This is a genomic window from Methylobacterium sp. WL6, from assembly GCF_008040095.1.
Classification (GTDB): Bacteria; Pseudomonadota; Alphaproteobacteria; order Rhizobiales; family Beijerinckiaceae; genus Methylobacterium.
In genome coordinates, this window is sequence record NZ_VRVH01000016.1 from 29,662 (window position 1) to 43,784 (window position 14,123).

Annotated in this window: 15 protein-coding genes and 1 tRNA gene; 12 read left to right on the plus strand and 4 right to left on the minus strand. The window is 69.9% G+C overall.

Annotated features, from left to right (window positions below; all coding sequences use genetic code 11):
• Positions 1–5: 5 nt before the first annotated feature.
• From cydB to FV230_RS04465, 9 genes are all read left to right on the plus strand, one after another.
• Positions 6–1,013, plus strand: a complete 1,008-nt coding sequence (gene cydB / locus FV230_RS04425) for a cytochrome d ubiquinol oxidase subunit II (protein ID WP_147841421.1) — start codon at positions 6–8, stop codon at positions 1,011–1,013.
• A gap of 8 nt (positions 1,014–1,021) precedes the next feature.
• Positions 1,022–1,129 carry a DUF2474 domain-containing protein gene (locus FV230_RS04430; RefSeq protein ID WP_147727815.1) on the plus strand — a complete coding sequence of 36 codons (108 nt, stop codon included), beginning with the start codon at positions 1,022–1,024 and terminating at the stop codon, positions 1,127–1,129.
• Positions 1,130–1,135: 6 nt separating this feature from the next.
• On the plus strand, positions 1,136–1,708 hold the full coding sequence (locus FV230_RS04435) for a GbsR/MarR family transcriptional regulator (protein WP_147841422.1): 573 nt from the start codon (positions 1,136–1,138) through the stop codon (positions 1,706–1,708).
• A 257-nt stretch (positions 1,709–1,965) separates the two neighbouring features.
• Positions 1,966–3,243: a glycosyltransferase family 1 protein gene (locus FV230_RS04440; RefSeq protein WP_147841423.1), complete on the plus strand. Its 1,278-nt coding sequence runs from the start codon at positions 1,966–1,968 to the stop codon at positions 3,241–3,243.
• Between the two features lie 102 nt (positions 3,244–3,345).
• Positions 3,346–3,666: a rhodanese-like domain-containing protein gene (locus FV230_RS04445; RefSeq protein WP_147841424.1), complete on the plus strand. Its 321-nt coding sequence runs from the start codon at positions 3,346–3,348 to the stop codon at positions 3,664–3,666.
• 118 nt (positions 3,667–3,784) lie between these two features.
• Positions 3,785–4,918, plus strand: a complete 1,134-nt coding sequence (locus tag FV230_RS04450; protein WP_147728428.1) for an efflux RND transporter periplasmic adaptor subunit — start codon at positions 3,785–3,787, stop codon at positions 4,916–4,918.
• Between the two features lie 110 nt (positions 4,919–5,028).
• Complete coding sequence (locus FV230_RS04455; RefSeq protein WP_147841425.1) at positions 5,029–8,238, plus strand: multidrug efflux RND transporter permease subunit; 3,210 nt, start codon at positions 5,029–5,031, stop codon at positions 8,236–8,238.
• A gap of 120 nt (positions 8,239–8,358) precedes the next feature.
• Positions 8,359–9,369, plus strand: coding sequence for an SDR family oxidoreductase (locus tag FV230_RS04460; RefSeq protein ID WP_147841426.1), 1,011 nt, complete (start codon positions 8,359–8,361; stop codon positions 9,367–9,369).
• 67 nt (positions 9,370–9,436) lie between these two features.
• Positions 9,437–10,303: an MBL fold metallo-hydrolase gene (locus tag FV230_RS04465; RefSeq protein WP_147841427.1), complete on the plus strand. Its 867-nt coding sequence runs from the start codon at positions 9,437–9,439 to the stop codon at positions 10,301–10,303.
• Positions 10,304–10,345: 42 nt separating this feature from the next.
• Here FV230_RS04465 and FV230_RS04470 read toward each other — a convergent pair whose 3' ends face one another.
• Positions 10,346–11,050: a glutathione S-transferase N-terminal domain-containing protein gene (locus tag FV230_RS04470; RefSeq protein ID WP_147726072.1), complete on the minus strand. Its 705-nt coding sequence runs from the start codon at positions 11,048–11,050 to the stop codon at positions 10,346–10,348.
• Positions 11,051–11,310: 260 nt separating this feature from the next.
• Here FV230_RS04470 and FV230_RS04475 point away from each other — a divergent pair, with 260 nt between their 5' ends.
• The 3 genes from FV230_RS04475 to FV230_RS04485 all read left to right on the plus strand — a co-directional run bounded on the left by FV230_RS04475 (position 11,311) and on the right by FV230_RS04485 (position 12,022).
• Positions 11,311–11,544: a hypothetical protein gene (locus FV230_RS04475; protein WP_147841428.1), complete on the plus strand. Its 234-nt coding sequence runs from the start codon at positions 11,311–11,313 to the stop codon at positions 11,542–11,544.
• Between the two features lie 61 nt (positions 11,545–11,605).
• Positions 11,606–11,682: transfer RNA gene (locus FV230_RS04480), tRNA-Pro, on the plus strand.
• 28 nt (positions 11,683–11,710) lie between these two features.
• On the plus strand, positions 11,711–12,022 hold the full coding sequence (locus tag FV230_RS04485) for an ETC complex I subunit (RefSeq protein ID WP_147841429.1): 312 nt from the start codon (positions 11,711–11,713) through the stop codon (positions 12,020–12,022).
• A 24-nt stretch (positions 12,023–12,046) separates the two neighbouring features.
• Here FV230_RS04485 and FV230_RS04490 read toward each other — a convergent pair whose 3' ends face one another.
• The 3 genes from FV230_RS04490 to FV230_RS04500 form a co-directional block, all read right to left on the minus strand.
• A complete protein-coding gene (locus FV230_RS04490) occupies positions 12,047–12,511 on the minus strand; it encodes a nucleoside deaminase (RefSeq protein WP_147726082.1) in 465 nt (154 codons plus the stop codon).
• Positions 12,512–12,576: 65 nt separating this feature from the next.
• Positions 12,577–13,644, minus strand: coding sequence for a spore photoproduct lyase family protein (locus FV230_RS04495; RefSeq protein ID WP_147726083.1), 1,068 nt, complete (start codon positions 13,642–13,644; stop codon positions 12,577–12,579).
• Positions 13,645–13,696: 52 nt separating this feature from the next.
• Positions 13,697–14,123 (minus strand): SHOCT domain-containing protein (locus FV230_RS04500; RefSeq protein ID WP_147841430.1); only part of this gene is annotated, 427 nt, incomplete at its 5' end.

A 14,123-nucleotide genomic window follows, 5' to 3' on the forward strand; every position in this document is an offset into this window, starting at 1 on the left:
GAGCCATGAACGCCGCCTTCGATCTCTCCACGGTCTGGGCCTTCGTGATCGCGTTCGCGGTCTTCGCCTACGTGGTGATGGACGGCTTCGATCTCGGCGTCGGGCTGCTGTTTCCCAGCCTCCGGGCCGGGGAGGAACGCAACGTCGCCATGAACTCGATCGCGCCCGTCTGGGATGGCAACGAGACGTGGCTGGTGCTCGGCGGCGGCGGCCTCTTCGCTGCGTTCCCGCTCGCCTACGCGATCATCCTGCCCGCCCTCTACGCACCGATCGTCGCCATGCTGCTGGGCCTGGTCTTCCGAGGCGTGGCCTTCGAATTCCGCTGGCGCGATCCCCGCCATCGCGCCTTCTGGGACGTCGCCTTCGCGGGCGGCTCGCTGGTCGCCGCCCTGGCGCAGGGCATCGCCCTGGGCGCTCTCCTCCAGGGCATCGCCGTCACCGGGCGCGGCTACGGCGGCGGGCGGTGGGACTGGCTGACGCCGTTCAGCCTGTTCACCGGGATCAGCCTCGTGCTGGGCTACGCGCTCTTGGGCGCCACGTGGCTCGTGATGCGGACCGAGGGAACGACGCGCGAACTTGGCCGACGCATGGCGCTCCGGTTCGGGATCGCCACCATCGCCTGCATCGCGGCCGTGAGCGCGGCGACCCCGCTGCTCGACGCCGCCTTCGCCGCCCGCTGGTTCGCCTGGCCGAACGTGTTGCTGACGGCTCAGGTGCCCTTGCTGGTCGTGCTCGGCAGCGTCCTGTTCTTCCGGACGCTCATGCGCGGGGCCGAGCGGGCGCCGTTCCTGCTGGCGCTCGGGCTGTTCGGCCTGTCGTATGTCGGTCTGGGAATCAGCATCTATCCCGACATCGTCCCCGGCCGGGTGACGATCTGGGAGGCGGCCTCGCCGAGATCCTCGCAGATCTTCATGCTGGTCGGCGCGGGCGTCCTCATCCCGGTCATCCTGGCCTACACCGCCTACGCGTACTGGGTCTTCCGGGGCAAGGTCGGCGCGGACGGCTACCATTGAGCGGGCTGATGCCGCGTTGGGCCGGCCGGCTCGGCTGGTTCGTGGCCCTCTGGATCGGCGGGGTCGTCGTCGTCGGCGGGATCGCCTTCGTGCTGCGCCTCTGGCTCAAGGCATAGCGGGCGATGCAGCTTCCTCCCCTCGTGCAAGCCTTCGTGCTGCATTTCGGCGAGATGGGCTCCCGCTGGGGCATCAATCGCACGGTCGGCCAGATCTACGCGCTGCTGTTCGTGTCGCCGCAGGGGCTCAATGCCGAGGAGATCGTGGACAAGCTCGGCCTGTCCCGCTCGAACGTGAGCATGGGGCTCAAGGAGCTGCAGGCCTGGAGCCTCGTCCGCCTTCAGCACAGGCCCGGCGACCGCCGCGACTACTTCTCGACGCCGGAGGACATCTGGCAGATCGTCCGGACCCTGGTGGAGGAGCGCAAGAAGCGCGAGATCGACCCGACGCTGACGCTGCTGCGCGAGCTGCTGATGGAGGCGCCGAGCGATGACGACGAACGCTACGCCCAGCAACGCCTGACCGAGATGCGCGATCTCTTCGAGTTGTTCGCCGACTGGTACGGCGACGTGCGCCGCCTCGACACGCAACGCCTCGTGCAGCTTCTGACGCTCGGGGCCCAGGTGCAGAAGGTGCTGGAGATGAAGGAGCGTTTCCTGCCGGGACGGGCGGCACGAGGAAAGGCGTCGATCGGCTGACGGCTGCCTGGAGCCGGGCGCGCAACCCGGCGGTCGGTCCGTCGCGTGCCGCGAGAGCCGTCATCCGTCGCCGGCGGCGGGCGGCGGCCGCCCCCGGCGCAGGCTCCCGTTCCTCGTCGTCCGGCTTTCGATATGCCGACCGCGACGGTTCCCGATCGGCCAACGGTTCGAACCCGAGGCATCGCACCGGCTGGCCCTCCGCGCCTCGGCCCGGTAACACCCGGCCGGCCCGCATGGGGGCCGCAATCCGGAGCATCATGTCGACACGGCCGATCGCCTTCGACCTCACCCGCCTCGTCACCCGCCTGCGCCATGCGAGCCCGTCCGGGATCGACCGGGTCGACCTCGCCTATGCCCGCCACGTGCTCGACGGCGCCGGCGCGCGCTTCGGGCTGGTCTCCACCGGCCTCGGGCCGCGCATCCTCGAGCGGGACCACGCGTCCCGCATCGTCGACGCGGTCGCGGACGGCTGGACCGAGGACGTGGTGGCCGAATCCGATCCGGTCTACCGCCGCCTCGAGGCACGGCTCACCGGCCGCCCGGCGGAGGCCGTCGCCGGGCGCGACCAGCGGTCCGGCACGATCCGCCGGCGGCGCATCCAGGCCGAGACCGTGCTCGGGATCCTGCGCGCCGCGCCGATCTCGGCCCTGCCGGAGGGCAGCCTCTACCTGCACACCTCGCACCTGCGCCTCGACAAGCCGGAGCGCTTCGACTGGCTCTACACCCGCACCGACGTGCGGCCGGTGTTCTTCGTCCACGACCTGATCCCGATCACCCATCCCGAATACGGCCGGCCCGGCGAGGCCGAGCGCCACCGCCAGCGCCTGCGGACCATCGGCCGGCACGCGGCCGCCATCGTCGTGAATTCCGCCGATACCGGCGAGCGGACGCTGGCGCACCTCGCCGCCGACGGGTTCGGGCGTCCGCCGCTCGCGGTCGGGCATCTCGGCGTCGAGCCGGCCTTCGGGCGCGACGGCCCGCGCCTCATGCCCGACCGGCCGACCTTCCTCGTCTGCGGCACGATCGAGCCGCGCAAGAACCATCTGCTGCTGCTCCATCTCTGGCGGGAGCTCGCCGAGCGCCACGGCCCGGCCACGCCCCGGCTCGTGCTGGTCGGGCGCCGCGGCTGGGAGGCCGAGAACGTCGTCGACCTGCTGGAGCGCTGCGAGGCGATCCGCCCGCACGTCGTCGAGGTCTCCGGGCTCTCGACCCACGGCCTCGCCGCGCTCACGCGGAGCTGCACGGCGCTGCTGATGCCGTCCTTCACCGAAGGCTACGGCATCCCGATCGTCGAGGCGGCGGCGTCCGGCGTGCCGGTGGTCGCCTCCGGCATTCCGGTCCACCGCGAGATCGCCGAGGGCTTCGCCGCCTTCCTCGATCCCCTCGACGGCCTCGGCTGGGGGCGGGCGGTCGAGGATCTGAGCCGGCCGGGCTCCGGGCTTCGCGAGACGCTGGCCCAGCGTCTCGACGGCTACGCCGCACCGACCTGGGCGGCGCATTTCGAGCAGGCCGACGCGCTGCTCGATGCGCTCTGATCCGCAGCGCGCCTTCGGCGGCGTGTTGCACCGTGGACGGCTGACGAATAAGGAAAAGCGTCAGCCCGCGCGGCCGGCCTCTCTCTCCCAGGGAATCGTTCGATGCGTGTTGTCGACCTCGACCGCGATGCGATCAAGCAGGGTCTCGCCGACGGGTCGATGCTGGTGATCGACGTGCGCGAGCCGCACGAATACGAGAACGGCCACATCCCCGGAGCGGTGATGCACCCGCTCTCGAGCTTCGATCCGGCGGCGGTGGCCGCTCTGATCGAGGCGGACGGGCGCCGCGCGGTCTTCTCCTGCGGCTCCGGCGTGCGCTCGGTCCACGCGCTCAACGCGATGCAGCAGACCGGGCTCGGCCTCACGGAACACTACAAGGGCGGCTATCGCGACTGGTCGTCGGCCGGTGAAGCGATTGAGTAGACCCGTCGAAGCACGGCCGCATGCGCGTCGCCCGGTCGGTCGCGGCGAAGCCATGTGCGGTGTCGCACAACCTGTGCGCGCTGCGGGGAATAGGTGGCGGGCTGCTGGGGAACCATCCATGTACAAGCGTCGGCTCGCAAGCCTCATCGTGATCGCCGCGGCGCTCGCCGCGCCGCAGGCCCGTGCCCAGGCGCCGGGCGGCCCGCCGCCGAAGGTGACGGTCGCCAAGCCCGTGGTCCGCGAGATCATCGAGCAGGACCAGTATACCGGCCGCTTCGACCCGATCGAGTTCGTCGAGGTCCGCGCGCGGGTGACGGGCTACCTTGAGAAGATCAACTTCACGGACGGCGCCACGGTGAAGAAGGGCGACGTGCTCTTCGTCATCGACCGGCGGCCCTACAAGGCGGCCCTGGAGCAGGCGCAGGCCTCGCTGACCTCGGCCAAGGCCCGCCTCTCGTTCTCGCAGACCGACCTGGAGCGCGCGCAGACCCTGTCGAAGGGCGGCAACATCTCCGAGCAGGTCACCGACCAGCGCCGCCAGGCCTCGCAGACCGCGCAGGCCGACGTCGACAGCGCCGAGGCGGCGCTCCGCAACGCCCAGTTGAACTTCGACTTCTCGGAAGTGAAGTCGCCGATCAACGGGCGGATCAGCCAGCGCCTCGTGACCGAGGGCAACATCGTCATCACCGACCAGACGATGCTGACCACCATCGTCTCGCTCGATCCGATCTACTTCTCCTTCACCGTCGACGAGAAGTCGTTCCTGAAGTACCAGGGCTCGCTCGGCATCGGCATGGGCCAGACCCAGCGCGGCAAGGGCGTCCCGATCCTGATCGCCCTGTCGGGCGAGGCCAAGCCGACCCGCAAGGGCACCCTCGACTTCGTCGACAACCGCGTCGACAACTCCACCGGCACGATCCTCCTGCGCGCCACGGTCGAGAACGCCGACGGCTTCATCAAGCCGGGCCTGTTCGGCATCGTCTCGATGCCCGCGACGAAGCCGTTCCAGGGCGTCATGATCCCGGACGAGGCGGTCGCCGCCAACCAGGACAAGCGCATCGTCTACCTCGTCGGCGAGGACGGGACGGTGACGGCCAAGGACGTGAAGCTCGGGCCCAAGGTCGACGGCTACCGCGTGATCCGCGACGGCCTGAAGGGGGACGAGACCATCGTGGTCAACGGCACCTCCCGCGTGCGCCCCGGCGCCAAGGTCTCGCCGGAATCGATCACGCTGCCGCCGAGCAAGACCTGAGGCCGTCCGCGGTCTCGAGCGTACGAGCGGCACCGGTCCCGACCGGTGCGGCGCCATCGACGACGCCGGTCGCCGGCTCCGCGAGGGGCGGCGACCCAGAGGTTTGACCGATGCGTTTTGCCCACTTCTTCGTCGATCGGCCGATCTTCGCGTCGGTCACGTCGATCATCTTCCTGCTCCTCGGCTTCGTCGCCTACGAGAGCTTGCCGGTCTCGCAATATCCCGAGATCGTCCCGCCCACGGTCACCGTGCGCGCGAGCTTCCCCGGCGCCAACGCCGAGACGGTGGCCGCGACGATCGCGACGCCGATCGAGCAGGAGGTGAACGGCGTCGACAACATGCTCTACATGACGTCGCTGTCGACCAACGACGGCAACATGCTGCTGACCGTCACCTTCAAGGTCGGCACCAACCTCGATATCGCCAACGTGCTGGTGCAGAACCGGCTCTCGGTGGCGCAGCCGCGCCTGCCGCCGGACGTGCGCAACCTCGGCGTCACCGTGCGCAAGGCCTCGCCCGACCTGATGCTGGTCGTGCACCTGCTCTCGCCGAACAAGACCTACGACCAGAACTACCTGGCCAACTACATCTACCTGAACATCCGTGACGAGATGCTGCGCCTGGACGGCGTCGGCGACATCACGATCTTCGGCGGCAACGAGTACGCCGAGCGCATCTGGCTCGACCCGAACAAGCTCGCCGCCTACGGGCTCTCCACCACCGACGTGACCACGGCGCTGCAGGAGCAGAACGTGCAGGTCGCCGCCGGCGCGCTCAACGCGCCGCCCGCCCAGACCGGCGAGGCGTTCCAGCTCGTGGTGCAGTCGCAGGGACGATTCCAGACGCCGGAGGAGTTCGCCGACGTCATCGTGAAGGCGACCAACGGCCGCCTGGTGCGGGTGAAGGACGTCGCCCGCACCGAGATGGGCCAGAAGGACTACACCACCAACTCCTTCCTGAACGCGACGCCGGCGGTGGGCATCGGCGCGTTCCAGCGCCCGGGCACCAACGCGCTCGACGCCGCAGCCTCCGTCAAGAAGGTGATGGAGAACCTGAAGAAGAACTTCCCGCCCGACGTCGAGTACCGCATCGCCTACAACCCGACCGAGTTCATCGAGGAGTCGATCCAGGAGGTCTACAAGACCCTGTTCGAGGCCGTCGGCCTCGTGGTGATCGTGATCCTGGTCTTCCTCCAGAGCTGGCGCACGGCGCTGATCCCGGTGATCGCGATCCCCGTCTCGCTCGTCGGCACCTTTGCGGCGATGTCGGCCTTCGGGTTCTCGCTGAACAACCTCACCCTGTTCGGGCTGGTGCTCGCCATCGGCATCGTCGTCGACGACGCGATCGTCGTGGTCGAGAACGTCGAGCGCAACATGGAGGAGGGGCTGTCGCCGGGCGAGGCCGCGCACAAGACCATGGACGAGGTCGGCTCGGCCGTCGTCGCCATCGCGCTCGTGCTGGCCGCGGTGTTCATCCCGACCGCCTTCATCCCCGGCATCTCGGGCCAGTTCTACAAGCAGTTCGCGCTGACGATCGCCGCCTCGACGATCATCTCCGCCTTCAACTCGCTGACCCTGTCGCCGGCACTCTGCAAGCTGCTGCTGGTGCCCCACCACGCCCGCAAGCAGCCGAAGTTCTTCCTCACGCGGTTCATCGCCTGGCTCGCCGACCTGTTCAACCGCGGCTTCGAGGCGCTCTCGAACGGCTACGCTCGGGTCGTCGGCCTGTTCACCGGCTACAGCGTCGGCATCGTCGCCGTGATGGTGTTCTACGGCTTCGTCATCTTCGGCACGATCCACCTCGTGCAGACGACGCCGACGGGCTTCATCCCCGACCAGGACCAGGGCTACCTCATCGGCGTGGTCCAGCTGCCGGCCGGCGCCTCGCTCGACCGCACCACCGAGACGGTGAACCGGGCGGCCGCGGAAGCGCGCAAGATCGACGGCGTGACCAACACCGTCATCATCGCCGGCTTCGACGGCGCGACCTTCACCAACACCACCAACTCCGGCGTGATGTTCATCACGCTGGCCGGCGCCAAGGAGCGCGCCACCCACGGGCGCAGCGCGGCGGTGATCACCGGCGAGGTGCTGAAGGCCACCGCCAACATCCAGGAGGCGCGGGTCATCGTCATCCCGCCGCCGCCGGTGCGCGGCCTCGGCAACGGCGGCGGCTTCAAGATGCAGGTCGAGAGCCGGCAATCCTCGGAGACCGGGCCGCTGCTGGCCGCCGCCGGCGAGCTGATCGGCCAGGCCAACCAGAGCAGCGACGTGCAGCGGGTGTTCACCACCTTCGGCAACGACACGCCGCAGCTCTACCTCGACATCGACCGCACGATCGCGCGGATGCTGAACGTGCCGCTGGCCAACGTCTTCGCCTCGGTGCAGGCGGACCTGGGCGGCGCCTACGTCAACGACTTCAACACGCTCGGCCGCATCTACCAGGTGCGCCTGCAATCCGATGCCGCCTACCGGACCTCGCAGCAGGACATCTCGCAGATCAAGGTCCGCTCCTCCACCGGCGCGCTGGTGCCGCTGGGGACCTTGGCCTCGCTGCGCACCGTCGCCGGCCCGCAGATCGTGCAGCGGTTCAACCTGTACTACTCGGTGCCGGTGCAGGGCGTGGCCAAGCCCGGCGTCTCGACCGGACAGGCGCTCACCGCCATGGAGGAGATCGCCGCCAAGGCGCTGCCCGAGGGCTACGCCTACGACTGGACCGAGATCGCCTACCAGCAGAAGGCCACCGGCAACACGGCGGTCTACGTGTTCGCGCTGGGCATCCTGCTAGTGTTCCTGGTGCTCGCCGCGCAGTACGAGAGCTGGGCGCTGCCGATCTCGATCCTGATGGTGGTGCCGACCGGGGTGCTGGCCGCCTTGTTCGGCGTGCAGCTGCGGGGGCAGGACAACAACATCCTGACCCAGATCGGCCTGATCGTGCTGATCGGTCTCGCGGCGAAGAACGCCATCCTGATCGTCGAGTTCGCGCACGACATCGAGGAGGCGGAGCACAAAGGCCCCGTCGCCGCCGCGATCCAGGCCTGCCGCCTGCGCCTGCGCCCGATCCTGATGACCGCCTTCGCCTTCATCCTCGGCGTGCTGCCGCTGGTGATCGCCACCGGCCCCGGCGCCGAGATGCGCCAGGCGCTGGGCACCGCGGTGTTCTTCGGAATGATCGGCGCGACCTTCTTCGGCCTGTTCCTGACGCCGGTCTTCTACGTGATGATCCGGAACATCGTGATCTGGGTGGGCAAGAAGCGCGGCAAGAGCACCGACGACGGCCACGGCGGCGCCCCGGCGCACGCGGCGCCCGCGCATACCTGATCCGGCCCGGCGCCGGCGACCTTCGCGGCCCGCAGGGCGTGTCCATTGGGCACGGCCTGCGGGCCGCAACCGTTTGCGCCGCAATTGCTTGTCGCTGCGGTACGTCGGGGGAAGTCGCGCATGGCACGGGTCGCAGTCGTCACAGAGGGCACCGCCGGGATCGGCCTGGCCACCGCCCACCTGTTCGCGTCCCGCGGCTGGTCGGTGGCGGTAATCGCCCGCGATGAAGGCCGGCTGCGCGCGACCGCCGCCGCCCTCGCGGCTTACGGCCGCCCGGTGCTGACGATCCCGGCCGACGTGTCGGATGCCGAGGCGGTCGACGCCGCCGCCGCCCGGATCGAAGCCGAGCTCGGGCCGGTCCGCGCCTGGGTCAACAATGCGATGTCGACGGTGGTGAGCCGGGCCGACCGGATCACGCCGGCCGAGTACCGCCGCGTCACGGAGACGACCTATCTCAGCCAGGTCTACGGCACGCTCGCCGCCCTGCGCTTCATGAAGCCGCGCGATCGCGGGGCGATCATCCAGGTCTCGTCCGGGCTGGGCTACCGCGCCGCGGCGCTGCAGGCGCCGTACTGCGCGGCCAAGTTCGCCGTCTCGGGCTTCACCGACTCGCTGCGCTGCGAGCTGATCCACGACAAGTCCGCGGTCTCGCTCAGCGTGATCTACCTGCCGGCGGTCAACACCCCGCAATACCGCTGGACCCGCAACCGGACCGGCCGCGACCAGAATGCGCCGGACCCGGTCTACGATTCGCGCCTGTGCGCCGAGGCCATCGTCTACGCCGCCGAGCATCCGCGCCGCGAGGTCTGGGTCGGCCGCAGCACGGTGATGATGGCGGCGGCCCAGGCCCTGGTCCCGGGCTATGCCGACCGGAAGGCCGCCGAGATGTGGCCCAAGCAGATGGCCGACGAGGACCTGCCGTACCGGGCCGGCAACCTCGACGCCCCGGTGCCGGGCGACGTCGGCATCGACGGGCGCTTCGGCGCCCGGACCAAGCGCACCCGTTCCGCGTTCTGGACCAGCCGGGAGCGCGACCTGCTCATGGCGGGCCTGGCCGGAAACGCCCTGGCGGGGCTCGCGAGCGCCGCGGCGGTGGCGCGTTCCCCGCGGCGGCTGCTGCCGCGGCCCTGACGGGCTCCCGTTCCGGCGGGGCGCCTGATAGGAACCCCGCACCATCCCCACTGCCACGAGGCGACGCGTGCCCGGATACCTGCCCTTTGCCGGCGCCCTCGATCTGCCGGCCTACGTTTGCGACAATTGCGGCTTCTGGCAGCGCCACTTCGAGACCCCGCCGGCCTGCCCGATGTGCCTCGACGCCCGCCACGTCGTGCCGCAGGACGGCTGGCGCTTCTGGACGAAGCGCGAGGCGCAGGCGCGCTTTCCCTGCCATTGGCAGGAGCTTGAGCCGGGCGTCTGGCGGTTCTGGAACGAGCCGGTCTCGGGCATCGGCCCGTCGAGCTACCTGATCTGCACGGAGGCCGGCAACATGGGCTTCGAGGGCTGCCCGGTCTTCAGCGAGGCGGCGCTCGACCACATCGCCGCTTTGGGCGGCATGCAGGTGCTTTCGGCCTCGCACCCACACGCCTACGGGGCGCTGGTGCAGCTGCAGGACCGGTTCGACCCGGAGCTGTGCCTGCCCGCCGCCGACTTCACCTGGAGCGCCGCGCTGCAGGTCTCGTGGCCCTACGACGACTTCCTCGAGCCGCTGCCGGGCCTCGAGCTCCACCGCACCGCCGGCCACTTCGACGGCCACGCCGTGCTGTTCGATCGCCAGCGGAAGATCTGCTTCTGCGGCGACGCTTTGAAGTTCGAGCTGGACCCGGAGGATTTCCGCCGCGCCGTGACGATCTCGGCGCACAAGGCCTTCGTGCGCGGCGTGCCGCTGACGACGAACGAACTTCGCCATTACCGCGACGTGTTCGCCCGCCTCGACTTCACCCAGACCTGGACCCCGTTCGAGCCCGCCGCCAATTGCGGGCGTGCCGAGGTCCTGGCGCTGATCGACGAGATGCTGGCGACGCGGCCGCACGCGGCGCCGGTGCGGTTGGACGGCCTACGGCGGTAACGCCGCTTTCCTCCCCCCGCAAAGGGGGGAGGGAGGTGCGCGTCAGCGCTTGGTGTTCCCCGCCGTCTGCCCGAACATCACCTTCTTGGCGTCCTCGCTCATGGTCTTGCCGTGGTCGGGGTTGACCTCCGGGGCGCGGGCGTAGGCGGCCTTGGTGGCGGGGCGCTCGGCGATGGCGTGGAACCAGCGCTTCAGGTTCGGGTGATCGTCGAGGGTCTGGCCCTGCTTCTCCCACGGGACGATCCAAGGATAGGCCGCCATGTCGGCGATGCCGTAATCGCCGGCGACGAAGTCGCGGTCGGCGAGCCGTCGGTCGAGGACGCCGTAGAGCCGGTTGGTCTCGTTGACGTAGCGGTTGATCGCGTAGGGGATCTTCTCGGGGGCGTATTGCGAGAAGTGGTGGTTCTGGCCGAGCATCGGACCGAGGCCCCCCATCTGCCAGAACAGCCATTGCAGCGCCTCCTGCCGGCCGCGGAGGTCCGTGGCCAGGAACCGGCCGGTCTTCTCGGCGAGGTAGAGCAGGATCGCGCCCGACTCGAACAGCGTGATCGGCGCGCCGCCGTCGGCCGGCGCGTGGTCGACGATCGCCGGCATGCGGTTGTTCGGCGCGATCTTCAGGAAGCCGGGATCGAACTGCTCGCCCTTGCCGATGTTGACCGGCTTGATCGTGTAGGGGAGGCCGACCTCCTCGAGGAACATCGTCACCTTGTGACCGTTCGGGGTCGGCCAGTAGTAGAGATCGATCATCGAAACATCCTCAGGTGACGTGGACCGTCGCGCCCTCGATGCCGCAGGTGGGTCGGATGGGCCGCGGATCAAGCGGAGTACGGCACAGGGCGCCTCTGGGACCGCCTGCGCATCGGTCGTACCGCAGGGACCACGTTGGCCGTCGGCCTTTCGCAATCGTACCTTCGTCTTCACGCCGCCATCGATCAAATGCGCGGCAATCCTCGGCCGTTTCCTTCAGGCCCGCCATGGTTTGAGTCGCGTCATCGGGGAGGCGGGTCATGATCAGCGCGACGTCGATCAGCAGTGCCGGCCTTGCTGCCGCGTCGCAGAGGTTCGAGTCGACCGCCACGCGCGTGGCCGAGATCGGGACGAGCCTTCCGAGCGCGGCCCAGGTCGACCTGTCGAGCACGGCCGTCCAGCTGATCGAGGACAAGGCCGCCTTCGCGGCCAACGCGGCGGTCCTGCGCGCGTCCGACGCGATGGAGCGGACAGTCCTCGACATCCGCGTCTAGGGCCGCGACACCGATCGAACCTTGCCCGCGCCCCGGCGACCCCGTAAGACCGATGGCATGTCGGGGTGTAGCGCAGTCTGGTAGCGCACCTGGTTTGGGACCAGGGGGTCGTAGGTTCGAATCCTATCGCCCCGACCATCGATTTCCGGAGCGGTGTCTGAAGGCCATGTCGAGCGCCCGCATCTTCCAGCCGTCGAAGGACGCGTCCCAGTCGGGGACGGCCCGGACCAAGGTCTGGCACCTCGAGTTCGACCAGACCGCGCCGCGCGAGACCGACCCGCTGATGGGCTGGACCGGCTCGGGCGACATGCTGCAGCAGGTCCACCTCAAGTTCGAGTCCCTCGAGGATGCGGTCGCCTACGCCAAGAAGGCCGGCATCGCCTACCGCGTCGAGGAGCCGAAGACGGCCCCCCCGCGCAAGGGGCTGTCCTACTCCGACAATTTCAAGTTCAACCGCACGGCGCCCTGGACGCACTGACCGGGACACGCCGAGCCGATCGGCTCAGGCCTCGTCCTTGCGCGCCTTCCAGGCCGCGTAGGGCGCGGTCGCGTCCGGCACGTCGAGGTGCTTCAGCCGCATCGGCTGCGCGTCGAGCGGGCGGCACAGCTCGGCGTAGATCTCGGCGCCGAGCAGCCCGAACTCGCCGGCCGTGGCGGCGGCGTTGGCGAAGTAGCCCTCGCGGATGCCCGACAGCCGCATCGCGGCGTGGCACATCGGGCAGGGCTGGCCGCTGGCGTACATCACGCTGCCGGACAGGTCGCGGCTGTTGAGGCGCCGGCTCGCCTCGCGCAGCGCCACCATCTCGGCATGCCCGGTCGGGTCGTTGGTGGTGTGGACGTTGTTGGCGACCCGGGCCAGGACCTCGTCGCCGCGCACCAGGACGGCGCCGTAGGGCGTGCCGCCGTCGCAGACGTTGTCGGCGGCCAGCTGCACCGCCTCGCTCAGGTACCGTGCGTGATCGCTCATGATGGTCGGTCCTCCCGGATGCGGTCGGGAACGCCCAGGGGCGGAGAACGGTTCGATCCCGCCGCTCAGAACGCGTAGCGCACGGTGCAGTACGGCATCGTCTCCGCGAGCACCGCCTTGAAGCGCGTGAGCCAGCGGCCCTTCCAGCCGGCGCGGTAGCGGACGTTGGCGCCGCCGCCTTCGGAGACCTTGGCCTCCTGGATATCGGGCCGCCACAGCAGCTCCTCGGCGCGCGGATGCCAGCCGAGATTGACCGCGTGCAGGCCGGCATTGTGGGTCAGCAGGATGATCTCGCACTTGAGCTGGGCCTTGGCGGCGTCCGACAGCGTGCCGTCGATCTCGGCGAACAAGGCCCGCCAATCCGCCTCCCAGCCCTCGTAGAGGATGACCGGCGAGAAGTTGACGTGGACCTCGTAGCCCGCGGCCACGAAGTCGTCGATCGCCGCGATCCGCTCCGCGATCGGCGTCGTGCGCACGTCGACCACCTTGGCGATCCGTGCCGGCATCAGCGAGAATCGGATGCGGGTGCGCCCCTGCGGGTCGTAGGCGAGCAGGTCGCGGTTCACCGCCTTGGTCGCGAACGAGCCCTTGGCGTTGGGCAGGGTGCGGAACAGCGCGACGAGGTCGCGGACGTTGTCGCAGATCGCCGCGTCGACCGAGAGGTCGCCGTTCTCGCCGATGTCGTAGACCCAGGCGGCGGGATCGATGGTGTCGGGCTCCGGCAGCGCGCCCTGCTTCCGGGCATGCCGCGCGATCGCCGCGCAGGCGGCCTCGACGTTCACGAACAGCGAGATCGGGTTGGAAAACCCCTTGCGCCGCGGCACGTAGCAGTAGGCGCAGGCCATGGCGCAGCCGTTCGAGGTCGAGGGCGCGATGAAGTGGGCGCTGCGGCCGTTGGGCCGCATCGTCAGCCCCTTCTTCACCCCGAGCACCAGCGTCGAGCGCTTGATCCGGACCCAGTCCTCGACCGAGCCCTCGTTGCCGTGGAGCGCCGGGATGTTCCAGTGCGAGGGCACCGGGATGCGCGTCGCGTCCGGGTAGCGCGCCAGGATCTCGCGCCCGCGCGGAAACGTCTCCACCGCGGGCTCGTGATAGATCGTGGAGATGTCGAGGAGGTCGCCGATCGAGGCCATGCGGGGTCCGGCGGCCCGGAACGCGGCCGCCCCTGCAATATGGGGCGCCGGCTCAGAGCCGCGAGAGCAGGTCGGCCTTCTTCTCGGCGAACTCGGCCTCGGTCAGCACCCCGCGGCCGTGAAGCTCGGCGAGCCGCTCGATCTTCGTGAACACGTCCCCGTCGCCCGACGAGTCCGGCGGCGCGGCAGGGATGGAAGCGGGGGCGGGGGCCGAAGCGGGAGAAGCGTCGCGCGCGGGTGTCGGCGCGTCCGGCGCGAGGCGGCGCAGCGTATCGAGGGCGATGCTGCCCTGCGGCCCGGTGAAGCGCAGGGCGCCGTCGGACTGGGAGACCCCCGAGATCTGGTGCTCGCCGGTGTCGTAGAGCGCGACCCCGGCGTCGGACTCGATCGCCAGGCGCCGCGTGTCCGGGAAGTAGGCATAGCGCAGGCCGTTCTGGGCGCCCGCGCTCGACGGCTGGCCGAGGCCCGCCGGCCACCAC

Coding starts and splice junctions, on each gene's coding strand:
- cydB (WP_147841421.1), top strand. CDS start 6: ATGAACGCCGCCTTCGATCTCTCCACGGTCTGGGCCTTCGTGATCGCG.
- FV230_RS04430 (WP_147727815.1), top strand. CDS start 1,022: ATGCCGCGTTGGGCCGGCCGGCTCGGCTGGTTCGTGGCCCTCTGGATC.
- FV230_RS04435 (WP_147841422.1), top strand. CDS start 1,136: ATGCAGCTTCCTCCCCTCGTGCAAGCCTTCGTGCTGCATTTCGGCGAG.
- FV230_RS04440 (WP_147841423.1), top strand. CDS start 1,966: ATGTCGACACGGCCGATCGCCTTCGACCTCACCCGCCTCGTCACCCGC.
- FV230_RS04445 (WP_147841424.1), top strand. CDS start 3,346: ATGCGTGTTGTCGACCTCGACCGCGATGCGATCAAGCAGGGTCTCGCC.
- FV230_RS04450 (WP_147728428.1), top strand. CDS start 3,785: ATGTACAAGCGTCGGCTCGCAAGCCTCATCGTGATCGCCGCGGCGCTC.
- FV230_RS04455 (WP_147841425.1), top strand. CDS start 5,029: ATGCGTTTTGCCCACTTCTTCGTCGATCGGCCGATCTTCGCGTCGGTC.
- FV230_RS04460 (WP_147841426.1), top strand. CDS start 8,359: ATGGCACGGGTCGCAGTCGTCACAGAGGGCACCGCCGGGATCGGCCTG.
- FV230_RS04470 (WP_147726072.1), bottom strand. CDS start 11,050: ATGATCGATCTCTACTACTGGCCGACCCCGAACGGTCACAAGGTGACG.
- FV230_RS04475 (WP_147841428.1), top strand. CDS start 11,311: ATGATCAGCGCGACGTCGATCAGCAGTGCCGGCCTTGCTGCCGCGTCG.
- FV230_RS04485 (WP_147841429.1), top strand. CDS start 11,711: ATGTCGAGCGCCCGCATCTTCCAGCCGTCGAAGGACGCGTCCCAGTCG.
- FV230_RS04490 (WP_147726082.1), bottom strand. CDS start 12,511: ATGAGCGATCACGCACGGTACCTGAGCGAGGCGGTGCAGCTGGCCGCC.
- FV230_RS04495 (WP_147726083.1), bottom strand. CDS start 13,644: ATGGCCTCGATCGGCGACCTCCTCGACATCTCCACGATCTATCACGAG.